Annotated in this window: 17 protein-coding genes and 1 pseudogene; 3 read left to right on the top strand and 15 right to left on the bottom strand. The window is 64.3% G+C overall.

Going from position 1 to position 25100, the window contains the following annotated elements; translation table 11 throughout:
- Window positions 1–173 precede the first annotated feature (173 nt).
- Window positions 174–491, bottom strand: a complete 318-nt coding sequence (locus tag J2W46_RS27625; RefSeq protein WP_020069920.1) for a single-stranded DNA-binding protein — start codon at window positions 489–491, stop codon at window positions 174–176.
- A gap of 76 nt (window positions 492–567) precedes the next feature.
- Entirely contained in the window at window positions 568–1464 is an 897-nt protein-coding gene (locus tag J2W46_RS27620) for a LysR family transcriptional regulator (RefSeq protein WP_310357972.1), read from the bottom strand.
- 115 nt (window positions 1465–1579) lie between these two features.
- Between J2W46_RS27620 and J2W46_RS27615 the strand changes: the two genes are divergently transcribed.
- Window positions 1580–2323 carry an SDR family oxidoreductase gene (locus tag J2W46_RS27615; RefSeq protein ID WP_020069922.1) on the top strand — a complete coding sequence of 248 codons (744 nt, stop codon included), beginning with the start codon at window positions 1580–1582 and terminating at the stop codon, window positions 2321–2323.
- Window positions 2324–2458: 135 nt separating this feature from the next.
- Here the strand turns inward: J2W46_RS27615 and J2W46_RS27610 are convergent, their stop codons facing one another.
- The 3 genes and pseudogenes from J2W46_RS27610 to J2W46_RS27600 all read right to left on the bottom strand — a co-directional run bounded on the left by J2W46_RS27610 (window position 2459) and on the right by J2W46_RS27600 (window position 5878).
- On the bottom strand, window positions 2459–3484 hold the full coding sequence (locus tag J2W46_RS27610) for an aldo/keto reductase (RefSeq protein ID WP_204521088.1): 1026 nt from the start codon (window positions 3482–3484) through the stop codon (window positions 2459–2461).
- Window positions 3485–3524: 40 nt separating this feature from the next.
- Window positions 3525–5250, bottom strand: a pseudogene (locus J2W46_RS27605) (tetratricopeptide repeat protein).
- A gap of 67 nt (window positions 5251–5317) precedes the next feature.
- Window positions 5318–5878, bottom strand: a complete 561-nt coding sequence (locus tag J2W46_RS27600; protein WP_310357970.1) for a DUF4142 domain-containing protein — start codon at window positions 5876–5878, stop codon at window positions 5318–5320.
- Between the two features lie 314 nt (window positions 5879–6192).
- Between J2W46_RS27600 and J2W46_RS27595 the strand changes: the two genes are divergently transcribed.
- A complete protein-coding gene (locus J2W46_RS27595; RefSeq protein WP_020069926.1) occupies window positions 6193–7167 on the top strand; it encodes a chemotaxis protein CheV in 975 nt (324 codons plus the stop codon).
- Between the two features lie 39 nt (window positions 7168–7206).
- Here J2W46_RS27595 and J2W46_RS27590 read toward each other — a convergent pair whose 3' ends face one another.
- The 6 genes from J2W46_RS27590 to J2W46_RS27565 all read right to left on the bottom strand — a co-directional run bounded on the left by J2W46_RS27590 (window position 7207) and on the right by J2W46_RS27565 (window position 14269).
- The gene (locus tag J2W46_RS27590; protein ID WP_310357967.1) at window positions 7207–8313 is read right to left on the bottom strand and encodes an asparaginase; all 1107 of its coding nucleotides are present in this window, start codon (window positions 8311–8313) and stop codon (window positions 7207–7209) included.
- 122 nt (window positions 8314–8435) lie between these two features.
- On the bottom strand, window positions 8436–9683 hold the full coding sequence (locus J2W46_RS27585; protein WP_087753175.1) for a metal-dependent hydrolase family protein: 1248 nt from the start codon (window positions 9681–9683) through the stop codon (window positions 8436–8438).
- Window positions 9684–9763: 80 nt separating this feature from the next.
- Window positions 9764–11065, bottom strand: a complete 1302-nt coding sequence (locus J2W46_RS27580) for an MFS transporter (RefSeq protein WP_131320949.1) — start codon at window positions 11063–11065, stop codon at window positions 9764–9766.
- Window positions 11066–11228: 163 nt separating this feature from the next.
- Entirely contained in the window at window positions 11229–12146 is a 918-nt protein-coding gene (locus tag J2W46_RS27575; protein ID WP_020069930.1) for a LysR substrate-binding domain-containing protein, read from the bottom strand.
- 77 nt (window positions 12147–12223) lie between these two features.
- Entirely contained in the window at window positions 12224–12868 is a 645-nt protein-coding gene (locus J2W46_RS27570) for a pyridoxamine 5'-phosphate oxidase family protein (RefSeq protein WP_131320948.1), read from the bottom strand.
- Between the two features lie 120 nt (window positions 12869–12988).
- Window positions 12989–14269, bottom strand: a complete 1281-nt coding sequence (locus tag J2W46_RS27565; RefSeq protein WP_204521094.1) for an MFS transporter — start codon at window positions 14267–14269, stop codon at window positions 12989–12991.
- A gap of 374 nt (window positions 14270–14643) precedes the next feature.
- Between J2W46_RS27565 and J2W46_RS27560 the strand changes: the two genes are divergently transcribed.
- Window positions 14644–16704 (top strand): TonB-dependent siderophore receptor, encoded by a 2061-nt coding sequence (locus J2W46_RS27560; protein WP_374726874.1) that lies wholly within the window; start codon window positions 14644–14646, stop codon window positions 16702–16704.
- 128 nt (window positions 16705–16832) lie between these two features.
- Here the strand turns inward: J2W46_RS27560 and fhuB are convergent, their stop codons facing one another.
- The 4 genes from fhuB to J2W46_RS27540 all read right to left on the bottom strand — a co-directional run.
- Window positions 16833–18824 carry a Fe(3+)-hydroxamate ABC transporter permease FhuB gene (fhuB, locus tag J2W46_RS27555; RefSeq protein WP_310357957.1) on the bottom strand — a complete coding sequence of 664 codons (1992 nt, stop codon included), beginning with the start codon at window positions 18822–18824 and terminating at the stop codon, window positions 16833–16835.
- Window positions 18821–19783: an ABC transporter substrate-binding protein gene (locus tag J2W46_RS27550; protein WP_310357955.1), complete on the bottom strand. Its 963-nt coding sequence runs from the start codon at window positions 19781–19783 to the stop codon at window positions 18821–18823. Before J2W46_RS27550 ends, fhuB begins: the two co-directional genes overlap by 4 nt.
- Window positions 19784–19829: 46 nt before the next feature.
- A complete protein-coding gene (locus J2W46_RS27545; RefSeq protein ID WP_310357953.1) occupies window positions 19830–22022 on the bottom strand; it encodes a TonB-dependent siderophore receptor in 2193 nt (730 codons plus the stop codon).
- 207 nt (window positions 22023–22229) lie between these two features.
- The coding region (locus J2W46_RS27540) for a condensation domain-containing protein (protein ID WP_310357952.1) at window positions 22230–25100 on the bottom strand (2871 nt) is incomplete at its 5' end.

Here is a 25100-nt window from a genome sequence, read left to right as displayed (position 1 = left end):
GCAAGTTCAGTGCAAACGGGCGCTGAGGCGCTGAAGCCGCGTCCCGCTTGCAGTTGAACACTATACTGTATATTTATACAGTTTTCCACGACGCGCACCGGCCAAGTTTGGCGCACTTCGTGTCATAACGCCCCGCTACACGGCAGGCGCCATGCCGCGCGCGGCGTCAGCCGTCACGCGTCGCCGTCCTTGCGCCCCTCGTAGGCTGTCAGGAGCTTGTGAGCGACCATGTCGACGGCCGGTTTGACCAGGCCGTTCTTGTCGGTCCACACCTTGGGCGTGATTGCCCCGCTCAGCGCAACGCTGTCCGCGTCGCTCAACGCGAGCAGCGCGGTTTGCACGCCGTTATCGAACGCAATCACGTTGACGAAAATCGTGTCGCCGTCATTGGTGACCGCGCGCACCTTGCAGGTCACGAAGCGCGTACCGTTTTGCCCCGTGCGAAGCTGCGCCTCGCCATACAGGCGCCCGCTCACCAGTCCATCGATCATCTTGCTGCTCCCTTGTTGCAGGTTCCGCACCCGATGTGCGGCGCACATCATCCCACGAGACCTTACACGGCGGCGCTCACGTCGTGCCCGCCGCCTCGAAGATATCGCGCAGCCACGTTGCAAACACGCGCACCCGCGACGACAGTTGCCGATTCTGCGGATACAGCACGGACACCGGCATCGGCGGCGGCGGAAAATTCGCGAGAATGATCTTAAGACGCCCGCTTGCCAGTTCATCCGACACGCGATAGCGCGGCACCTGGACCATGCCCAGCCCGGCCACCGCCGAGCCCGTATAGAGCTCGACGCCCGTCACGGACACCGCGCCGGGCAACAGCATCGGCGTAATGCGGCCTTGGATGTCGAATTCGAGCGGCACCGGCTTGCCCGTTGCGCTAGACACATAGTTGACCGCGCGGTGCGATTCGAGCGCCGACGGATCGGCGGGCTCGCCATATTTCTCCAGATAAGCCGGGCTCGCCACCGTCACTTGCTGCAGTTGCGCGACGCGGCGCCCGACCATCGACGAATCCTGCAGCGTGCCGGCTCGCAGCACGCAGTCGATGCCCTCGCGCACCAGGTCGACCAGACGGTCGTCTTCGCCGATTGTCAGTTCGATATCAGGGTAGCGTGCAAGGAACGCCGGCAGCGTCGGCACGACGAAGTGCCGAGCGAGCGTGCCTTGCAGATTCACACGTAACAAACCTTTCGGCGCCAGGTTAGAGAACGAGCCCTCGGCCTCTTCCATATCGGCGATCAACCGCACGCAGCGTCCGTAATACGCCTGCCCGTCGGGCGTCAGGCGAACCGTTCGCGTGGTGCGCTCCAGTAGCCGCGCGCCGAGCCGCTCCTCCAGACGTTTGATGAGGTTCGTGACCGTGGCGCGCGGTATCTGCAAGTCGTCGGACGCGCGCGTGAAGCTTTGCCGCTCGGCGACCCGCACGAACACACGCATTTCTTCGAAACGGTCCATATGGGCGCTATTGTTAAAGAAAATCGAATGATGATGGCGAGTCTAACCTGATTATCTCGAAGCACAAAGCGTTCATCATTCACTCACCAACTCCATACCGAAAAGGAAACGCACCATGAACACGATCAGGAACGCACAAGTCGCTATCGTTACCGGCGCATCGCGAGGCATCGGCGCAGCCATTGCGCGACGCCTTTCGACCGACGGCTTTGCTGTCGTCGTCAACTACGCGTCGAGTTCCAGCGAGGCCGACGCGCTCGTCGCCGAACTCAACGGCGCGGGTGGCCGGGCGGTGGCGGTGAAGGCCGATGTGTCGAAGGCTGCCGACGTGCGCCGCATGTTCGAAACCGCCGAGCAGCAACTGGGCAAAGTGGACGTGCTGATCAACAACGCAGGCGTGATCAAGCCGACGCCGCTCGCCGACACGAGCGACGAGTTGTACGACCGCACATTCGACATCAACGTGCGCGGCACCTTCAATACGTTGCGCGAAGCGGCGGGCCGCATGAACGACGGTGGACGCATCATCAACTTTTCGAGCACGACCGTCGCGCTGAACATGCCTGGCTACGCGATCTACAGCGCGACCAAAGCCGCGGTGGAAACGTTCACGCACGTGTTCGCGAAGGAACTGCGCGGGCGCAACATCACGGTGAACGCGGTGGCGCCGGGCCCGGTCGCGACGGCGCTGTTCTTCGACGGCAAGACCGACGAGCAGATTCAACACTTTGCAAAGATGCCGCCGCTGGAACGCCTCGGGCAACCGGAAGATATTGCGTCGGTGGTGGCCTTTCTCGCGAGCCCGGCGGCCGCGTGGGTCAACGGGCAAGTGCTGCGGGCAAACGGCGGATTGGCTTGATGCGTGTCGGGCGCCGCTTCAGCAACCTGAAGCGGCTCAACGCAGTGGTCTAATCGAACTTGCAGCGCGCGTGAGTCCGGGCACTCGTGACGAGCCGCCGGACTCACGCGTTAGAACTCGCACCGAACCGCCCGCCTATACCGCTTTGGGATTGCGCTCGGCGAATCCTTCCTGATGCCAGTACGGATAAGCCGGCCGCACGGCGCTTGCCGCATCGAGCCGCGCGACCTGCTCCGGCGTCAGGTTCCAGCCGACCGCGCCCAGGTTCTGCCGCAACTGCTCTTCATTGCGGGCGCCGATCAGCACCGTCGACACCGTCGGACGTTGCAACAGCCAGTTCAGCGCGATCTGCGGCACGGTCTTGCCGGTTTCCACGGCGATCTCGTCGATCGTATCGAGCACGCGGTACAAATACTCGTCCGGCACCGGCGGCCCCATGTCGGCGGTCTTGTGCAAACGGCTCGTATCGGGCAACGGCTGGCCCCGCTTGATCTTGCCGGTCAGACGTCCCCAGCCGAGCGGGCTCCACACCACCGCGCCCACGCCCTGATCGACGCCGAGCGGCATCAATTCCCACTCGTAATCGCGCCCGACGAGCGAGTAGTAAGTCTGGTTCGCGACATAACGCGGATAGCCGTAGCGGTCCGCCGTGTCCAGCGACTTCATCAGATGCCAGCCGGAGAAGTTCGACACACCCGTGTAGCGGATCTTGCCTGCGCGCACCAGGTCGTCCAATGTAGACAGCACTTCCGTGACCGGCGTTCTGGCGTCGAAACCATGCAACTGAAAAAGGTCGATGTAATCGGTTTGCAAGCGCTTGAGCGCTGCGTCCACTGCCTGAATCAGATGAAAGCGCGATGAGCCGACGTTGTTCGGACCGTCGTCGAAACGGAAGGTCGCCTTGGTCGAGATGATCACCTTATCGCGCTTGCCCTTCAGCGCTTCGCCGAGCACCGACTCCGAAGCGCCGCGCGAATAGATGTCTGCGGTGTCGAACATCGTCACGCCCGCATCGAGGCAAATGTCGATGAGACGCCGTGCTTCATCGACGTCGGTCGAGCCCCACGCCTGAAAAAAATCACCCTTGCCGCCGAACGTGCCCGTGCCGAAACTCAGCACCGGCACCTTGAAACCGGATGCACCCAGATGTCTGTATTCCATTGATGAATCTCCGTGGCATAGCCGTCATTTAAACGGACGTTCAGTCTACGCCGGTCCACGCGAGCGCGTGGTCGGCGAGCGCTGCGCGCACGCTTTCCATCACACTGTCCCAATCGCCCAGCGACGGTTGCCTGAAGAGCCTTGCGCGTGGATACCAGGGCGTGTCGCTGCGCTCCAGCATCCAGCGCCAGCAGGTGTCGAAGCGGTTCCAGAATCCACACCGGCCTGTTCAGCGCGCCGGCGAGATGCGCGGTGGATGTGTCGACGGAAATCACCAGATCAAGGTTCGCGACGAGCGCTGCGGTGTCGGCGAAATCGTGCAGTTCGCCGGTGTGGTCAACGATATGCGCGGCGCATTCGCTGACAGACAATTGTTGCGCCGCCGGTCCTTTTTGCAGACTGAAGAACTGCACGTTGGCCACATTGAGAAGTGGCGCGAAGCGCGCGAATGTGAGCGAACGGCGCGCGTCGTTCTTGCGAAGCTCGGCCACGTGCGGGCGGTTCCCGCCGGCCCAGACGAGGCCGACCTTGAGGCGGCCTCGTGCATCGGCGTCGATACGCTCGCCCCATGCGCGCGCCGCAGCGGGCCCGGCAGAAAGATAAGGCGTGGACGACGGAATGCTGCCGGGCGACGTGCCGAGCGCGAGCGGCAAGCTCAACAGCGGACAGTGGCAATCGAACGGCGGCAGCGGTTCGCCCGCTTCGACGATCTGATCTGCGCCGTCGAGCGTGGACATCAGCCGCCGCAACTCAGGCTGCACTTCGAGTATGACCTTCGCGCCGAGCTTCGACACCATTGCCGCATAGCGGCAGAACTGCAGCGTGTCGCCCAGCCCTTGCTCGGCGTGCAACAGAATCGTCTTGCCGTCGAGCGAAAAGTCGCCGAGCCAAAGCGGTTGCGCGATGACGCGCCGGCTCGCCTTGATGCGGCTGCGCTCCCATCGCCATTCATACTTCCGCCAGCCCGCTTCGAGCTGCCCCAATTGCAGCAGACACAGCGCTTCGTTCCAGTGGGTCTCGGCGGCTTCGGGATTGAGCGCAAGCGCGCGCTGATAGCTGGCAAGCGCCTGCTCATGTTGCCCCTGATCGATCTGCGTAAGACCGAGGTTATTCCATGCGTCGACGAAGCCCGGCGCCAGTTCGAGCGCGCGCTGGTAGCTGCGCTCGGCTTCATACGGCTCGTTCATATCGGAAAGCGCATTGCCGCGATTGCTCCATGCTTCGGCGTAACCCGGATGCAGCGCAAGCGCACGGTCGCAGCTGGCCAATGCGTCGGCGGGACGGCCCAGATCGCGCAGCACGCACGCGCGGTTGTTCCAGGCCTGCGCGAAATCGGGGACGAGCGCGATCGCCCGGTCGAAGCTCGCGAGCGCGTCGAGCGGACGATCGAGGCCCGCCTGCGCGTTGCCGCGATTATTGAGCGCGTCGGGAAACTGCGGCTGCAAGGCGAGCGCGCGGTTCGCACTGGCCAACGCCTGATCGAAACGATGCAGCGCGTTCAACGCATACGCCAGGTTGGAATGAACCGCGGCCTGTTTCGGGTTGACCGCGAGCGCCCTCGCGAGCAGATCGACGCCCTCTTCGATGCGGCCGCTCTGCAACGCCAATGCGCCCAGCAGTTGCAGCGCGTCGAAATGGCGAGGCTTGAGCTCGAGAATCTCGCGATAAAGTTCCTGCGCCTCGGCCAATGCGCCGTTCTGTTGAAGCGCGACCGCTTGCCTAAGCATATGGTCCAACTGTTGCGCCAGATTGGCAGGCTTCTTCATGCGATGAATCCGGAAAAAACGCGCGCCGCGCCGCTTTGTCCCAGCGAAGCGGCACGCGTGCAGTGCTTTACTGCGCCGCCGACAGATGCTTGCGTTTGGCCAGTTCCTGCGCCATCGCGTAATGCTCCTGAATGGTCGGCAGCGCCTTTTTCGCCGCATCCTTTAATTGCGGATCGCGGCCCGAAGCGATTTCGGCCTGGAACGCCGACAATGCCTTCTGCTCGCCGGCGAGCGCGACCTGCTCGATATAAGCCTTGTCGAACTCGGCGCCACGCAGATTGTTGATGCTCGCGAGCACGGCAGTGTCAGGGTCGTTCTTCGGCACGTCGACGCCGCGCGGGCTCGCCGCGCGGAGCGCGTCCGAGATCTTAGCGTTATCGGTCGAGACGCGCTCGGCGAATGCCTTGACGTCGCGGTCCGTGGAACGTGAGGTGGCGATGCGCGCGGCATCGCGTTGAGTGGCGACGGCCTTGGTGCCGTCGGCAATGAACGTCTGGTCGGCAGCATGCAGACGGCCCGCGTCCGCTGCGGCGGGGGCCGGCGCCGTCTGGGCGCTGGCGGCCGTGGCGACGGTCAGCAGGCTCGCCATAGTGGCGCTGACGATAGTGGCGAGAGGCAAGCGGATCATACGTTCTCCTTGGATTGAAAGCGAAACGGCAACGGAGCACGGGGCGCCGCGTGGCACCGCCGTCCATCGCGGGAGATTCTAGAAGCGCGCCCCGGCGCGGTGTGATACGACGCTGTGGCTTGTGTAACGGCAGGTAACCTTCACACGAATGACGCCATCTCGTGAATGAGATCAGGTGGCTCACCCAGGGATTGCCAGCAGAAATCCGGCAAAGCGCTGAATTTTTCGGCAAGCGCGCCGATAACAAAAAGTAAGAGGCGCGACGGCATCAATCCATGCAAGCGCGCCACGCACCGCAATCCTGGAGAGATTCGATGGCAGCAGATAACCGCGCGCACGACGAACGCAGCAACCTGACGAGTTCCAACAAATTCGAACTGCTGCTGTATCGGCTGGGCTCCGTCCCCGGCAGTGACGCGCATGAGCTTTACGGCATCAACGTGTTCAAGGTCCGCGAAATTTCGACGATGCCGCCGGTCACGCCGATCGCCGGTTCGTCGCCGTTCGTGATGGGCGCCGTCGACATTCGCGGGCAGATCATTCCCGTGATCGACTTGCCGCGGCTCATGGGCTGCGAGCCCACGCGCGGCCTGAATATCCTGCTCGTCACGGAATTCGCGCGCTCCACCCAGGCGTTCGCGGTCGAGGAAGTGGACGACATCGTGCGACTCGAGTGGAATCAGGTGCTCTCCGCGGAAGGCGCGGCGGGCGGCAACCTGGTGACGAGCATTGCGCGGATCGACGGCAATACGGGCGATTCGCGGCTCGCGCAGGTGATCGACGTCGAGCAGGTGTTGCGCGACGTATTCCCCTCGCAGCACCCGAGCGTGGACCCGACGTCCGTGGGCGATGCACTCGGCATTCGCCCGGGCGCGAAGATTCTTGCCGCCGACGACTCCGGTTTCGCCCGCAAGCTGATCGAGCAGGCATTGACCGCGATTGGCGCCGAATACGTGATGACCAAGACCGGCGAAGAGGCGTGGCAGACCTTGCAGCAAGTCGCCGACGAAGCACAGAGCAACGGCGCGCGCGTCAAGGACAGCATCGCGCTCGTTCTGACCGACCTCGAAATGCCCGAGATGGACGGCTTCATGCTGACCCGCCAGATCAAGGCCGACGAGCGCACCCGCGACATTCCGGTGATCATCCATTCGTCGTTGACCGGCGCGGCCAACGAAGCGCATGTGAAGAACGCCGGCGCGAACGGCTATGTCGCGAAGTTTCAGGCCAGTGAACTCGCCAGCGCGATACGCAGTGCACTGATGTCTGCCACAGAAGCCGCGGCCTGACGAAATCGCGCGAGTGCCGGGCGTTGCCCGGCACACGTCCTATCGGGACGCTTCGAGCGCAACCGAGAAGACCCGCCGGCCAGTTGCGACGCCCATGGTGTTGAGCATCCTGGGCGTATGGAAAGAGTCGAGCTTCGCGCGCTGTCCGGCGGTCCCGATGTCGAGTTGCGCCAGCACTTTGGCAACCACCGCGTACAGCACGCCGACATTGCCGTCCTCGATTTTTACGGCGATGCCGAGTGCACCTTGTGTGCCTTGTGCATCTTGTGCGCCCGCTTTCGACGTGTGCGCGGCAGTCTGACTCGATGCGCGCACGCCGATCCCATAACTGCCGTCTGCACCGAGCTTGCCGACGAGCGCGCCGCCAAACGCGTTCATCAATATCGTGCAGAAGCGGCCCTCGCCCCCGACCAGTTCCGGATAAGCCGTCATCGCGCGATAGATGCGCGCGAGTGCCGCTGTCCGCGTGTTGGGCGCTGCACCGGACGACGAAACCTCGTCCTGCGCCGCGGCCAGCTTCGCAAAGAGCCGTGCGAGACGATCGAGCGGAAATGCCGGCGTGGGCAGATTGCAACCGTCAGTGGCCCATTGCACGCCGTCGTCCGGCAAGTCGCAAACGTCGGCCACCGTGTGCTTCACGCGGATCTGCAACGGATGCTCCGGCTGTTCGTAACCGCTCAGCGCCGCGCCGATCGATCGCGCGCCGGCCAGCATGCCCGCATGTTTGCCCGAACAATTGCTGCACACGGCACCCGGTTTGAAATCGCGCTTGATCCAGTCGACATACACCGCATCGGACAGCGGCGGATGCCCGCCGCAGCGCAAGTCGCTTTCGCTCGCCTGCGCTTTGGCGAGCATCTGCCGCGCACGTTCGATATGACGCGGCTCGCTGCTGTGCGAGGCGCACATCAGCGCGAGGTCCGCATCGTCGAAACCGAAGCGCTCGAGCGCGCCCGTTTCCAGCACCGCCAGCGCTTGCGCAGGCTTGGCGGCGGAGCGGGCCAACGTCACGCGCGACGGGTCGCCGAACGAATACAGCAGGCGGCCATTCGAATCGACGACCGCAACATGCGCGCGGTGCGTGTTCTCTACCGAATCGCCGCGATAGACGGTCGCCGCAATCGGCCCGGCCGTGTGCAAAGTCATGCCCGTTCTCCTCGTGATCGCGCAAATCGTTGCGCTGGCAATCAAGCGTTGTGCGCCACGATTCTACGTAACGGGCGCACGGGCATCAATTGCACGCGATCAGTCCGGCATGACACGCTGTCTCAGCGCGAGACTACCGCGCCGCGCTCGCTCACGACTTCGCCGCGCTGAAACACATACGCGAGACGCTCGCCCTGCCCGGTCAGCGTGCCGATATCGTCGAGCGGATTGCCGTCGACCACCAGCACATCCGCCACCGCGCCCGCTTCGATTGCGCCCAGCTTGCCTTCTTGCGCAACGATCTCAGCGGCGATCGTGGTTGCTGAGCGCAGCGCTTCGAGATTGCCGAGCACTTCTGCGCGAATGCGCAGTTCGTCGCTCTGGAACGTGTGCATTTCGCCGAGCAGGTCGGAGCCGAAACCCATCGGCACGCCAGCGTTCGCGTAGATCTGCAGCGAATCGCGTCCTGCTTGCCGCACGGTTTCGACCTTCGCGATCGAATCGGGCGGCAACCCGTAGTCGGCGCCGTGCTTCGCAAGCGCGTCGTAGGTGACGAGCGTCGGCACGACAAACGCGCCATGTTCGCGCATCAGTTTGGCGGCGGCTTCGTCCACCAGATTGCCGTGCTCGATAGTGCGCACGCCGCAGCGAATCGCGCGCGAAATCGCGCGGCCGGTGTATGCATGCGCCATCACATAGGTGTTTGCAGCTTGCGCTTCGGCGACGATCGCGCGGATTTCGTCCTCGGAATACTGCGTGTTGCCGATCGGATCGGTTGGCGATGCCACGCCGCCCGATGCCATGATCTTGATCTGCGTCGCGCCCTTCTGGATTTCTTCGCGGACGGCGAGACGCACGGCATCCACGCCGTCCACTACGCGCGCAATTGCGCCGGCGCGAAAACAGCACGAACACGGCTCCAGCATATCGCCGCGCGGACGGAAATCGCCGTGGCCGCCCGTCTGCGAAAGCGCCTTGCCGGATGGGAAAATGCGCGGCCCCGGAACCAGGCCGTTTTCGAGCGCCTGCGTCAAACCCCAATCCGCGCCGCCCGCATCGCGCACGGTCGTGAAGCCGCGGCCGAGCATCGCCTTCAGGATCGGCAGCGCGCGGATCGCCGTCAGGATGTTGGGCTGCGTTGCGTTCGCTCCGAGATTCGCGCGCGAAGCGAGCACATGTACGTGACAATCGATGAGACCTGGCATCACCGTCTTGCCGCGCGCGTCGATCACGCGTGCGTTCGGCAGATCGACGGGACGATCGGTGACTTCGACGATATGGCCGTTCTCGATCACGACATGATGATGTTCGAGCAGAATGCCCTGCTTGAGATCGAGTACATTGCCGCCGTTGATTACCGTAATGCTCATGGGAATTGTCCTGACTTGCTGACTTGCTTACTTGATAAGAAATCCGTGCGGCCGGAAGCGCGCCGCACGCGCTGCCCGATTCAGTGCCGCTGCGGATCGCGCACGAAGAACGTGCCCGTCAGGCTGATCGCGGCGGCGATCATCACGTAGAACGCGGGTGCCATGTTGCTGCCTGTCGACGCAATCAGCCACGTAATGAAGAACGGTGCGAAGCCGCCGAAGATCGTCACAGCGAAGTTGTAGGCGACCGACAGGCCCGTGGAGAGCACCTTGGTCGGAAACAGTTCCGAGAACGCCGCGAGAATGGGTCCGGTGTATGCAGCGATCAGCAGACCGAACACGCCTTGAAAAACCATCAGCGAAGCGAGGCCCGGCGCCCGGTTGATGTAGGCGAACATCGGCCAGGCCAGCATGAGAATCAGCACGGCGGCTCCCGACAGGAAACGGCGGCGCCCGTAGCGGTCAGCGAGTTTGCCCACCACCGGAGCAAAACACATGATCATCGAACCGCCGAACATGCCCGCGAGAAATCCCGTGGATTGCGGCAGATGCAACGTGCGGACCGAATACGTCGGCATGTAGAACAGCAGAACGTAGGTGCAAACGGTCCACAGAATCACCATCGAAAAGCTCGCGAAGGTTTCTCGCGGGAAGCGGCGGAACACTTCGGCGAGCGGCGAATCGTCTTTCGCTTCGTCGGCCACTGCGCTGAAGGCAGGCGTTTCGTCCATGCGGCTGCGAATGAAATAGCCGACGGGTCCGATCAGCATGCCGATCAGAAACGGCATTCTCCAACCCCACGAATGAAGCGCTTCGGTGCTCAGACTGCTGGTCACGAACGTGCCGACCGCTGCGCCCAATAGCACCGCAAAGCCGATGCTCGACTGAATCCAGCTCGAGTAGTACGCGCGCTTGTTAGCGGGCGCGTACTCGGTGAGAAACGCCGTCGCGCTGCCCATCTCGCCGCCCGCCGAAAACCCTTGCAGCAATCGCGCGATCACGATCAGTACGGGTGCCCACAGGCCGATCTGCTGATAAGTCGGCGCAATGCCGATGAGCGCCGTGCCGCCCGCCATCAGCAGAATGGTCAGCGACAGCGCAGCCTTGCGCCCGACCTTGTCCGCATACACGCCGAGCACGATGCCGCCCACCGGACGCATGAAAAAGCCCACGCCGAACGTGGCGACGGCAAGCAGAAGCGAGGTCAGGTCATTGCCGGTCGGAAAGAACAGCTTCGCGATAATGACCGCGAAAAAGCTGTAGACGGTGAAGTCGAACCATTCGAGCCCGTTGCCGAGCACGGTCGCGATAATGGCGTGCCGCCGCTGGCGCGCGAGCGTGTCCACGGAGAGCGGTACGTTGGATGAAAGCGTTCCTTGCATGGTCTCTTTCCTCATCTGGCTGCCTGTCAGGCAAAGTGTCGGCAACGCGCCACGCCGTCCTCGCGGCGCTTTTGCATGCATAACGCCGATCGTAGAGAGACCTGAATTGTTTTCGAAACGAAAGATTCGCATGCACGCATGCGTGCAGCGCATGCGAAGCCGTTCAGGCCGCCGCCCTGCCCGTCTGCGCTTCGGCCTGCTCGAAGAGCCACCGCGTGAACACGCGCGCGGCCTGGTTCTGTGAGCGGTCGTTCGGCGACACCACATAGTAGCCGCCGCCGTGACTTGCGGATGCGTGGGTGGCGCGCACCAGCAGCCCTTCTTCGAGACATCGGTCGATCATGTGCCGCCAGCCGAGCACGACGCCCTGACCGAGAATCGCCATTTGCACGAGTTGCGGATAGTGATTGACCATGACCGCCTGCGGCGCAACAGGCATTTGCACGCCGTTGATGCGAAACCATTCCGGCCACGACATCCATTGGCGCTGACCGTCTTCCTGAATCAGCAGCGTTTCCTGAGCAAGATCGGCGGGCTCGAGCACGCGGCCTGCGAGATAGGCGGGCGAACAGACCGGGTACACCTCCTCGTCGAAAATGCGGCGGGCGGTGTAATGCGGCTCGGCATGCTGGCGGATGTAGTAGAGACCCACATCGAATTCGGCGGGCGACATCGACGCGAGTCCGTCGCGCACGATCATTCTGATTTTCACGTTCGGGTAAGCGGCACGAAACGCACCGAGCCGCGGCGTCAGCCACAACACGGCGACGCCCGACGAACACGCGATGGTCAGTTCCTGGTCGCCGTAACGCTTCATGACGTCGAGCGTCGCTTCGGAACAGTTCGCGAGCAGCCATTGCACGCGCTTTGCGTAACCCTCGCCGGCGATGGTCAGACGCAATGCGCGATGCTCACGGACGAACAGCGACCGGCCGAGAAATTCCTCGAGTTGCTGGATTTGCCGGCTGACCGCGCTTTGCGTCAGATGCAACTCCGCGGCGGCCTTGGTGAAGCTTGCGTGCCGCACGGCCGATTCGAACGCGACCAGACATTGGAGCGGTGGTAAGGGAGCAATGCGCATGATGAAAGGAGCCGAGTCGCGATCGCACCATGATAGCGGGTGCGGCTCAGGCTCAGATCACCGTCGGGCATCGTCTATCAAGCGCCAGAAGCAGCTGAAAGGCGCTTGAGTTCCGCTACTTGCGCTTCGAGATCCTTGATGCGCTCGTCACGCTCCTGCAACGCGGCGGCGACGTCCGCAGCCTCGAAACGCTGTGGAATGTGCTGAGGGCAATTGACGTCCCACGCATGCACGCTCATCACGATCACGCGTTCTCCGCGTGCCTTGTAACCTTGCGGCATGAGCTTCGCGAGCAGCGCGGGATCGTCGTCGATCACACGCGCTTCGCCCCATATCTTGATGCGCCGGCGATGCGCATAGTCCACGAGAAAGAGATGCACTTTCGGGTTGTCGGCCAGATTGCCGGACGTAATGTACTGACGATTGCCGGCGAAGTCGGCGAACGCAATCGTGTGGTCGTCGAGCACGTGCAGAAAACCCGCAGGGCCGCCGCGATGCTGGATATACGGTTGCCCTTCTGCGCTTGCGGTCGCGAAGAACACGCTGGTCTGCTGCTCGATGAAACGCGCGACGTCAGGCGTCAGCCGGGTTTGCCAGCCGTGCTCTTCTTCCATCCGGGCATACGCGTCGCGCGATCCGTTGCGGCTTTGCAATGCCTTGACGGTGGGCGTGAAAGCAATGTCGCTCGGATAACTGTTCGGTTGCGAGTCGAGGCGTGTCATGAAGCGGCTCCTTCGCGGGTCGTTCCGCAAGTAACACGTCAACCTTAACCGTTAAAGCTTTTCTGGAGAACCCGGCCGGATCGAGAACCGGGTTTCCATCAATTGAGAATAGCGCGCCGCTCAGTTGCTAGGCACCAGTTCTTCTTCGCGTTCGAGCGAACGCGTGTTCCTGAGTTCGGGGAAGAGCTTCATCCACAGCAAGGCAACCGTGATGGTTGCGATGCCGCCTACCAGTACGGCCGTTCGTGCGCCCCACCAGCCGGCCGTCACGCCGGACTCGAATTCGCCCAATTGATTCGACGTCCCGATGAAAAGCGAGTTGACGGCGCTCACGCGTCCGAGCATTTCATCCGGCGTGCGAAGCTGCACGAGCGACAGCCGCACGACCACGCTGATGGTGTCCGACGCGCCGAGCGCCATCAACGCAAGCAGCGAAACAATGAACTGATGCGACAGGCCGAACACGAGTGTCGCGATGCCGAACACGACCACGCCGCCGAACATGGCCGCGCCGGGCCGGTTGCGCAGCGGGAAATGTGCAAGCCAGATGGTCCCGGCGAGCGCGCCGATGGCCGTGCCCGAGCGCAACAGGCCAAGCCCGAGCGGCCCCGTATGCAGGAAGTCTCGCGCGAACACCGGCAGCAACGCCGTGGCACCGCCGAACAGCACCGCGAACAGATCGAGCGACAGCGCGCCCAATATGACCGGCTCCTTGCGAATGAACGCGATGCCGGAGAACACCGATTCGAGCGTGACAGGCGCGCGGCTTGCCGGCTTCGCGCGTAGCGGAATGCCCCACACGGCCGTCGCGGCGGCAGCGAAAGACAGCATGCATGCGAGATAAGCGGCGCCCGGCCCGATGCCGTAAAGCAGACCGCCGAGCGCGGGACCGGCGATCTGCGCGGTCTGGTTCGCCGAAGTGGCCCATGCCGTCGCTTTCGGCAACTGCGGGCGCGGCACGACGCCCGGCAGCAGCGAAGCGACCGCCGGCGACTCGAACGCGCGCGCCGCGCCCACGCATGCGGCCAGCGCATAGATGACCGGCGCGCTGATCCATCCGCCAAAGGTGCCGCACGCGAACAGCAATGCGGCGACGCTTTCGAGACTCTGACAAATCGCCGCGATCCGCCGACGATCGTAGCGGTCCGCAAAATGGCCGACCACGAGCGTGAGCAGGAACATTGGCAGGAATTGCGCGAGACCGACGAGGCCGAGCGCGAACGCGCTGTGCGTCAGCGCATAGATGTGCCACCCCATCGCGACCGCGAGCATCTGGAACGACAGCGACGAAAGAATCCGCGTGCACCAGAAGCGTTGAAACGCCGGTTGCTTCGGCAGGCTGACACTCGAGATATCGGTGGAGTCGTTGCGATCGTTGGAATCGGCGGGAACAGGAGGCATCGAGGTCGTCTTGTTTGATTGGGCTGGGCGCGGGCGGCAGCTAGTTTAGAGCAAGCATGCGGGTTCTGCTGACGCGGTAACCACCGGCGCAACGCTAGCGAGGCCGAGCCAATGCGGCCGCCTCACCGCTCTCCGCCTACCTAAGATTTTCAATGTTTTCATTTGATAACAATTCTCATTTACATTATTCTCTCGCATCATTAATGAAAACTGACGCCGCCGGACACTCCCGACCGATTTGGTGCGGGCGTGCCGCGTCGTCCGAACCATCCATGCGCTTCGTAAAAACTTCTGCACTACCAGGCCGCTATCGCCGGTCCGGCATCGGCTTGCCGCTTTCGATGATGATGTACATGGTGACCGCGCCAGCCGCGATGGCCGCCGCTTCCTCCGACGCCGCGAGCGCCCAGCCCGCCGCTTCGTCGGAATTGCCGGCGGTCGCCGTGCAAGGCACAGCGCTCGCCGACCCGACCGTCGGCTATCGTCCGCGCACGAGCGAAACGGCGAGCGGCATCGCGACGAAGATCAGCGACATTCCGCAGTCCGTCGCGGTAGTGAGTTCGAGCGTGATGCAGGACCAGCAGGCGCGCACACTCGACGACGTACTGAGTAACGTAAGCGGGATCACGCAGACCAACACGCTTGGCGGCACGCGCGACGCGTTCATCAAACGCGGCTTCGGCTCGAACGACGACGGCTCGATCCTCGTCGACGGAATCCGCTCGCCGAGCTTGCACAACTATCTGGCGACGATCGACCGTGTCGAAGTTCTCAAAGGCCCCGCCTCGCTGCTCTACGGCATTCAGGAGCCGGGCGGCGTCATCAACCTGATCACGCGCAAACCGGAGGACACCTTCCACGGCTCCGTCTCGGCGAATTACACGAGCCATCGCGGCAGCGGTACGGGCTTCGACCTGACCGGGCCCATCGGCCAGCCGGGACAGGTCGCGGGCGGCACGCTCGCCTTTCGCCTGACCGGGGAATACAACACGGCGCGCTACTGGCGCAGCTTCGGACGTCAGCGCGATTCGCTGATCGCACCGTCGCTCTCATGGCATGACGCCAATACATCGATCGACGTGAGCTACCAGTACGTCGATTACACGACGCCCTTCGACCGGGGCACCGTGCTCGTCAACGGCCATCTCGACGATGCACTGCGCTACACGCGCTACGAGGAACCCTGGGCGCAAAGCTCGGGCGAGCAGGAAACGCTGCGGGCGAAGATCGAACATCGCTTCTCGGACGAGTGGCGCGTGCGCGCGACTTACGGATGGAGCCGCGACCGCTACGACCAGTACATCACGCGCGCGACGGCGTTCAACAGCAGGACCGGCATCATGAGCCGCACGTCGGATGCGAATCTGCAGCGCAACGACTCCGACGAGATCGCCACCGTGGGCGCGATCGGCAATCTGAATCTCGCAGGCATGCGTCACGAGGTCTATGTGGGCGGCGAATACGAACGGCAGCGCAGCTTTCGGGGCGACACGATTCGCGGCAAGGCAGTGTCCGGCTTCGATCTGTACGAGCCTGTCTATGGAATGCTCGCTGCGGGCGGCACGCCGAGCGCGGCGCAAAGCGATAGCCTGTCGAAGGTCCACACCTACTCGGTCGTCACACAGGACACCGTTCATCTGACCGACAGGCTGATCGCCGTAGGCGGCGTGCGCTGGGAGAACTGGCAGCAACTATCGGGCGTGGGCCGTCCGTTCGTGATCGCCGATCACTCGCATGGACAGGTTTGGCTGCCGCAATTCGGCCTCGTGTACCGGCTGACGCCGGCACTTTCCGCGTATGCGAACTTCAGCAAGTCGTTCGTGCCGAACGTCGCCACACAAGTGAACGAGCCGCTCGCGCCGGAGCATGGACGCGTGTTCGAAACCGGGCTGAAGTTCGACTCGCACGGTATCACCGGCACGCTCGCGGTGTATCAGATCGACAAGCAGAACGTCGCGGTAACCGTCGGCGATACGACCGAGACAGTGGGCAGCGCGAGGTCGCGCGGTGTCGAACTGGACGTTGCCGGACGGCTCACGCAGCACGTCAGCGTGATCGGCAGCTATGCGTATACGAACGCGACGGACCGCGACGACGGCACGCGTCTCGTGAACGCGGCGCGTCATACGGGCAGTCTCTTCGCCGTCTACGACACGATGCTGCCCTACCTGCCGGGACAATGGCGCTTTGGCGGCGGTGCGCGGCTCGTAAGCAAGCGGCCGGGCGATACGGCAAATAGCTTCACGCTGCCGGGCTATGTGGTCGCCGACCTGTTCGCCGCGTACGACACGAAGATCGGCAAGATTCCCACGCATGTGCAACTGAACGTGAAGAACGTGTTCGACAAAACGTACTATCCGTCGAGCAACAGCAATCTGATCATCGCCGTCGGCGAGTCGCGGCTCGTGATGCTCAATACGACGTTTTCGTTCTAAGGCGGCGTTCGACGCGATTCGCGAGGTCGCGCAGATCGCGCGCGGACGTCGCACAAAAAGTCAGGGAGCCATCGGCTCCCTGACTTCGTCCCCGCTTTCAGCAGGATCGGCCTAACTGGATCGATGCATCAACGACGCAACAGCCACATCAGATAAGGGCCGCCCAGAAGCGTCGCGATCACGCCCGCCGGCATCTGTTGCGGGAAGATCATGTTGCGCCCGAGCCAGTCCGACAGCACCATCAGCAAGCCGCCAATGAGCGCCGCGACGAGCATCTGCGAACGCGCGCGCGGAAAGCCGAGCAGCCGCGCGAGATGCGGCGCCATCAGGCCGACGAACGACATCGGGCCGATCACGACCGTTGCTCCCGCCGTGAGGATCGCGGCGACCGCGAGCAGCAGCAGCCGCGCGCGCTGTGCGCCGACGCCGAGCGCATCCGCCACGTTGGCGCCGAGCGGCAGGATTTCCAGCCAACGCGCGCCGAGATACGCGACGAGCACGGCGGCGACCGTACACACGCCAACGGCGATGGCCGTCGCGGGCACGATGAGATAGGTCGAGCCGTACTGCAGCGGACGCAGCAGGTTCGCATAAGCACCGCCGCTCGCGGTCGCGAGCATGATGACTGCTTGCGCGAACGCGCTGATCGCGATGCCCGCGAGTAACACGTGCTCGGGCGCGAAACCGCTGCGGCGCCCAAGCGTGACGATCGTCAGCAGGCAAACGAGTGCACCGGCCGCCGATCCGGCGAGCAGCACGGGCGTCGACGGCTCCGTCGCGACGACCGCGGCCACCAGCATGCCGAGCATCGCGCCACCGCTGACGCCGAGCAAGTCGGGGCTCGCCATAGGATTGCCGGTCACGCGCTGCAGGATCGTGCCCGCGAGTGCGACCATCACGCCGGCCCCGAGCGAAGCGGTCAGCCGCGGCACGCGCCAGAACCAGACGTCGCTCCAATGTCGCGCGTCCGTCCATTGCCAGCCGTGCATCGTCACCGAAAAGCACAGCGAGATGACAACCGCGGCAACGAGCAGCCCGCCGAGCAGCAGCACTGGCACGCGCAACGCGCGGCGCGGGGCTGCGCGTTCCGCCGATGCTGGACGCGGCGCGTCGACGTGCAGACGCCGCAGCATCCACAGCAGCAGCGGGCCGCCGCAGAGGGCCACCGCGGCGCCGGTCGGCAGCAATTCGCCGAGCACGCCTGGCAAGCTCTGCACGGCCTGGTCGGCGATTGCGAGCAACAGCGCGCCGACGAGCGGCGCCCACAGCAACTGGTCGCGCAGCCGACGCGCGCCCATCAGTCGCGCGAGCACCGGACCGCCGAGCCCGATGAAGCCGATCACGCCGACCGCGCTCGCGACGAACGCGCTCAGGATCACCGCGATGGCGAGCGCGACGGGCCGCGTCCATGCGAGCGACATACCGAGCTGGCTCGCGCTGCCGTCGTCGAGAGAAAACAGGGTGAGCGGACGCACAAGTAGCGCCGCAGCCGCACCGCAGGCGAGCACGCGCGGCAGCAGCCAGACGACGCCCGCCCAGCCGTTCTGCACGAGCGACCCGCCGCCCCAGATGAAAACGGATGTGAGCGAACGCTCGAACACGATAGTTAGGATGACGGACAGTGCACCGCAATACAGGTTCACGATCATTCCGGCCAGCACGATCGACACGGCGGCGAAGCCTTTGCGCCAGGTCATCGCCATGGTTGCCAGCATTGCGAGTGCGGCGCCGGTCAGCGCAACCGTGAAACGCATGTCGGCGACGAGCGCGGGCGCGACGACCGCGGCGATCGTCAGGGCGAGATAGGCGCCCGCCGACACGCCGAGCGTGAGCGGTTCAGCAAGCGGATTGCGCAATACCTGCTGGAACACGACACCCGCGAGCGACAACGCCGCACCGGCGATCAACGCAATGGCGACGCGCGGCAACCAGCCATAACGCACGACGAGTTGCGGCAGCGTTGCGTCGGCGCCGGACAGCACGACGCCTGGCCATTGCGCGACCGGCAGCCGCGCCGATAGCGTGTGATAAACGAGCCACGCGGCCAGCATCAGCAGCAACGCGGGCAGCCGCCAGGCGCGAGGGGCGGCGAAGGCGACGGTCGCCGTCGGGCGGTTCATGTGTTGACTCCTTGCAGCGCGTTCGCGAGGCTGTCGGCAAAACGCATCGACGCAACGACGCCGCCGAGCGCGGGCAACGGTCCGATATGCTGCACGCGGTTTTGCCTCACGAACGGCAACGCGCTCCATAGTGGGCTTCGCGCAAGTTGCGCGGCGACGCCGGGCGGCACGCCGATCGTGACGACTTGCGCATCGGTGTGCGCCGCGAGCGCACCGAGGTCCGCTTCGGTCATGCCTTGCGGATCGGCCATGCCCTGCCACGCATTGTCGATCCCGAGCGCGCCGAGCACGCCGCCGAACAGACTGTTCTTGCCGAACACGGCGATATGGCGGTCGTCGATTGGGCGTAGTAGATAGAGCGGGCGTCCGGTCGCGCGAAAGGCCGCGAGACGCGCGGACGCGTCGGCAAGCGCGGCGTCGGCGCGTGCGAACAGCGCATTGGCCGCGGCCTCGCGTCCTAGCGCGCCGGCCAGCTTTCGGGTCGCGGCATGAACCGCCGGATAGACGTCGATGCCGGGTCCGAACAGTTGCACCGTCAACGTCGGCGCGATCCGTTCGAGCAACGCGCGCAGCGGCGCATGCCATGGCGTGATGACGATAAGCTCCGGTTTCAGCGACTCCAGCACCTCGAAATTGGGCTGATACAGCAAGCCCGTGTCGACGACGGAAGACGGCAACGGTGGAACGCCGTCGAGCTTTGCATACCACGTGGGACGCGAAACGCCGGCCGGCACTACGCCGAGCGACAGCACGACTTCCGTCAGCGGCCAGTCGAGTACCACGACGCGCGGGTTCGAAGCGACAGCGGCACCTGCAGCCGCGTGCGCACCTGAACTCGCCGCATCCGGACGCGCGGCCGCCTCGCGGGCGAACGGAGCGCCCGATGCCGCGAGCGCCGCCGCGCCCAAACCAGCGAGCGCGAGGCGCCGCCTGCCGTTAAAGCGCAGACGTTCCGTCATGACAACGCATGCAGTGAGCCGTCGGCGCCACCCTTCGTCATGGCCATCACCATTGGTAGCGCGCCGTTCCGAGCACCGTACGGCTCGCGCCCCAGTAGCAAACCGACGCGGTCGTGCAGTACGAGATGTACTCGCGGTCGAACACGTTGTTAAGGTTCAGCGACAGACGCCAGTTCTGGATGTCGTAATGCGCACCCAGGTCGACGAGCACGCGCCCCGGCACCGTGAACGTGTTGGCTGCGTCGCCCGCCGAACTGCTCATATAGCGCACGCCCGAGCCGAGGCCGAAGTTGCGCAGCGGCCCGCGGTGGAACGTGTAATCCGCCCACAGCGAAGCGGTGTTACGAGGCGCGATCGTCGGGCGCTTGTTCAGGCTGCTAGCCGTCGTCGTGTTCGTCACTTCCTGATTCAGGTACGTGTACGACGCGATCACCTTCACATCTGCGGTGACGTTCGCGTGCGCTTCCAGTTCGACGCCGCGCGAGCGGATCTGACCGGTTTGTATCGTGCTGCCCAGATGGTTCGGATCGCTTACCGACACGTTGTCCTGTGTGAGAGTGAACGCGGCGACGGAGAAGTAGCCGTCGAACCACTTCGGCTGATAACGCACGCCGGCTTCGACCTGCCGGCCCTTGGTCGGCGCGAACGGCGCGCCCGAGTAGGTCGCGCCGAGCACCGGCTGGAACGAACGCGAATAGCTGATGTACGGCGCAATGCCGTTTTCGAACTCGTACGCGAGACCGGCGCGCCAGGTGAACGCGTGATCGTTCGTGTGGTACGTCGTGCCGGTTCCGGTGGTGAGCAACGTGGTCTGCTGGTTGCCCCCTGTCCAGTCCTCACGAACGCCGAACGTCAGCACCCAGTTGCGCCAGCGCGCCTCGTCCTGCGCATAGACGCCGACCGTGCTCAACGAATAGTCGAGGCGCGTATTCGCTTGCTGTGTCGGCAGCGACGAGAAGTTCGGGTTGTACAGATCGACCGTGCCGAGGACGGAATTACCCTCGGTGTCGCCCAGCATCGAGCGCTGATAGTCGAGACCGAACAGCATCGTGTGCTGAACGGCGCCCGTCGTCACCTTGGCCTGTGCGTGCGTGTCGACCTCGAACTGCGTGTAGTGCTCGTTATCGACGTTGCCCCACATCGACACCGTACGCTGATTGCTCCCGAGCGCGCTCGTCACCGACGTCTGGTAGTAATGCTGGTCGATGTGCAGATAGCGCAGATTCTGCGACACGCTGAGTTTGTCGTTGATCGCATGATCGAACTGATAACCGAACCAGTACTGGGTGCGGTGCATGCCGTCGCGATCCGGGTCGCCGAAATATTTGTCCGGCCCAAGTTGACCATTTGGATTACTGAACAATGTCGCGCCTGCCGGAACCGGATTGAACAGTCCACCGTTCGGGTCGCGCTGAAAACTGCCCTGCAGCGTGAACGTGGTGTCGCGGTTCGGGCGGATCGTGACCGACGGCGCGATGGCAAGCCGCTGGTCCTTGATCGCGCTGACTTGCGTCTCGGCGGTGCGGGCGACGCCTGTCAGCCGGTACAGCACGGTGCCATTCTTGTCGACGGGACCGCTAAAATCGAAACCCAACTGATAGTTGTTGTGGTTGCCGATCTGCATCATGAGTTCGTGATACGGCTGCTCCGTCGGCAACTTGCTCACGTAGTTGACGAGACCGCCCGGGCTGCCCTGCCCATAGAGCACTGAGGCCGGACCATGGAGCACGTCGATGCGCTCCATGAAATATGGGTCGATGCGCGGCGTCGCGAAGCGCGGCGACTGGTACAGATGCAAGCCGTCCAGATACGAGTCGAGCGCAAAACCCCGGCCGTAAAGCTGATCGGCACGAATGTCGGTGCCGTCCTGCGAATACACGCCCGGTGTGTAGCGCAACGCCTGATCGACGGTCTGCGCGCCCTGATCGTCCATCTGCTGACGCGTTACGACCGATACGCTCTGCGGATTCGTGAGCAACGCGGAATCCGTCTTGGTTCCCGTCATGGAACGTTTGGCCACGTAGCCGACGCCTGGCCCAAGCGGATCCTCAGCAGAACTGCGCACCTGAACCGCGGGCAATTCCTTCGAGGCCTCCGCGCCCGAGGCCGCGGCCAGCGACCCTTGTGCGTGCGCGCCGAACCCGGCAACGCCCAGCATCAGCGCGACGTATATCGGTCGCAGGTGCGGCAAGCCGCGCTCCCGTTTAGAACCGCTTTTCCCTGCCTGCTCTACCTTCATTCTTCTTGTTTCCCCATTCTTGTATCCCCGAGTCAGGGGCGGCGTCCCGCGCCGCTCCTGGTGCGTGACGATTCTCTCAAGACAAGATGCTAATGTAAACAATAATCGTTCGCATTCAATGTGAATAAATCGTCGCGGCGAAGCGACAACGGCGCTCGTCGGATAGTCCTGCAGGTCGTGCGGCGGACCTTGCAAAACGCCGACTGCTCAGGCGTCGCCGTGCAAGGACGCTGATGGGTCTCCGTTTCGTGGAAGCGGCTGTCCGAACCACTGCGCAAGCTGCGCCGCGAGAAGCGGATGGTGGACGATGCTGGAATGAGTCGCGTCAATGTCGAACTCGTGCAGCCGGCCGCGCGTGCGGTCCGCCCATGCCATCCGGCGTCGCGGGTCGGCTACGCGCCGAGCGCGCCACACGTGCAGATCGCAGGCGACGCGCGGCAGTTCATGCCGGGACATCAAGTCCGCGTGCATGGAATCGACGGCAAGCGCTTTGCCGAGCAGCGACGGCTCCGCCCCGTCGAGCAACGCGAGTTCGGGCGCAGCCACGGAGCCTTCGTCGACTATGGGCGCAGCGCCGTCTACGCGATGCGTCGCCGTATCGACGATACCGACGAACGACGCGCGCACGCCGCGCCGCTCGAAATGATCCGCAATGGCGATCGCAAGCCGCCCGCCGAACGACCATCCGAGCAACGCGTAGTCGCCGTGCGGCTGCAGCGTTTCGATGCGCTGTGCGTAGTGCGCGGCGAGGGCTTCGAAGGTGTCGCCTTCCCATGGCTCGCCACGCAGCGCCGGCGCCTGCATCGCGATCAGGGTCACGCGGCCATTGAGCGCTTGCGCAAGCGTGCGATATTCGCCGACCATGCCGTAGCCCGGATGCAGACAGAACAGCGTGGCGGGCGCACCGAGCGCGTTCAACGGCACGACCGGGGATGACACGGCGCACGCCCGCGCGTTCGCGTCTTGCGGCCGACGTCGCGCGAACCAGCCAGCGAGCGCGTCGTCGGACGGCACCGGCAGACTGGCCTCATAGACCGCACGCGCAGCCCAGCTTGCAGCGACGGCGTCGCGCCTTGCAAGCGTCTCGAGCGACTCCGGAGCTGCCCTCAGCGGAGCGGACATCTGCGGCTGCGACGTGGCTGTGCGCAAATGGGCCAGCAGTTCGTCGAGAGCGGACTCGAATGACGCGAAGAGTTCCTCCGCGAGCTCATCGGACAGGAACTGCGGCGCGTAGCCCCAGTTGAACGTCAGCGAGTTGCCTGCAATCCAGCCATTGATATCGAGCGCGCGATCGGGAATCCGCGCATGCGGCGCGATGGCGTCTCCCGACGATTCAGGCGCGAAGCCAAAGCGGCTTTCGCCGTCGAACGTTTGATCGAAGCGGCCCAGGTAGTTAAAGCCGATTTCCGGTGATGGCAGCGCGCGCAGCGCTGACTGGCTGGCTGCGTCGGCGCAACAGGCCAGCAGGCCCCAGCCGAGGCCGCGCAGCGGTACCGCGGCAAGGCGCTCGCGCACGCGCAGCAGCGAGTCAGCGGAGTCCATGCCGCGCGGTAACGCGAGCGGGTATTGAGTGGTGAACCACCCAACCGTTCGGCTGAGGTCTGCGCCTTCAATCACGTCTTCGCGACCGTGGCCCTCCAGTTCGACCAGCACTTCGTCACGCGCGACGGTATCGCCGATGGCCCGAGCGAGCGCGGCAAGCAGCACTTCATCGACACGCATTTTGTAGGCGCGCGGCGCTTCGCGCAGCAACTCGGCGGTCATGTCGGGCGATAGTTTTTTCAGCAGCGTCTTTTGCGGTTGGGGATGCGAAGAAAGCGGCGGGAACAGCGGGCCGGCGCGCAACGCCGGCGCGTCGAGTGAAGTTTGCCACCACGCGAGTTCACTGACGCGCTCCGATGATTCGGCATACTGATTGATTGCGCGCACCCAGGCGCGCCATGACATCGACGGCGCCGGCAGTGCGATGGGTTCGTCGCGTTCGGCCTGTTCATAGGCGGTTTGCAGTTCTTCGAGGAGCACGCGCCAGGAGACGCCGTCCACCGCCAGGTGATGGATCGCGATCAGTACGCGCGTTTCGTCGGGCGTCTCGAAGTGGCCTATGCGCCAGACCGGACCGTGTTCGATGTTCAGACTCGACTGGATGCGGTCGCAGGCCGCTGTCAGCCCGGCAAGCGAGGCGAGGTGGTCGTGGTGGACTACCGCTGTGCTAGCTGAGTGTGATGGTTGTGAGGTCTGCAGCGGTTCTGATGTCCGCGATGCCTGTGCTTCCTCTGACGCGTCTGATGCGTTTGATGCTTGCGAAGCATTCGGGGCTCGCTCTGCCTCTGACGTCCCGGCTGCTTTCACCGCCACCTGCTTCCACTCCCCCGCCTCCTTCACGAACCGCAGCCGCAACGCGTCATGCCGCGCCTCCAGCGCCGCCACCGCGCGCTCCAGCGCCGCCGGCACCAGCCGCCCTTTCACCTTCAGCAGCACCGCCTGGTTCCAGTGCGATTCCCCTTGCGGATAGCGCTCGAAGAAGAGCCGCTGGATCGGCGTCAAGGGCAGCGCCGCGCCGTCGTCGAATTCCTCTACTGCGCCCGTGTCCAGCCGCTGTGCGCGTTGCGCGAGCCCCGCGACCGTCGGATGCTCGAACACCTGCCGCGGCGTCAGCCGCCAGCCCGCCTCGCGTGCCCGCGCGATGATCTGCAGGCTCTGGATCGAGTCGCCGCCCGCTTCGAAGAAGTTGTCCGTCACACCGAGGTCATCGCGCCCGAGCACGGCCGCCCAGATCGACAGCAGCGCCGCTTCGACCTCGTTCGACGGCGCCACCCGTTCGATCGACCCCGCCTGCGGCGCGGGCAGCGACGCCCGGTCGAGCTTGCCGTTGGGCATCCACGGCAACCGTGCGAGCACCGTTATCGACGACGGCACCATGTAGCCCGGCAGCTTCTGCTCCAGTTCGCGTTGCAGACGTTGCGCGTCGAGCGGCGGCAAGGCTGCTGCATCGGACTGCCCCGCCACATACGCCGCGAGCCGCTGCTTCTGCGCCTCGCCCACCACGATCACCGCGGCTTCGCGCACGCCCTCGCACTG

The sequence above is a fragment of the Paraburkholderia strydomiana genome, from assembly GCF_031456815.1.
Lineage (GTDB): Bacteria > Pseudomonadota > Gammaproteobacteria > Burkholderiales > Burkholderiaceae > Paraburkholderia > Paraburkholderia caledonica.
The sequence above is the reverse complement of the archived record's forward strand: the minus strand, read 5'-3'. Positions and strand labels throughout refer to the sequence as shown.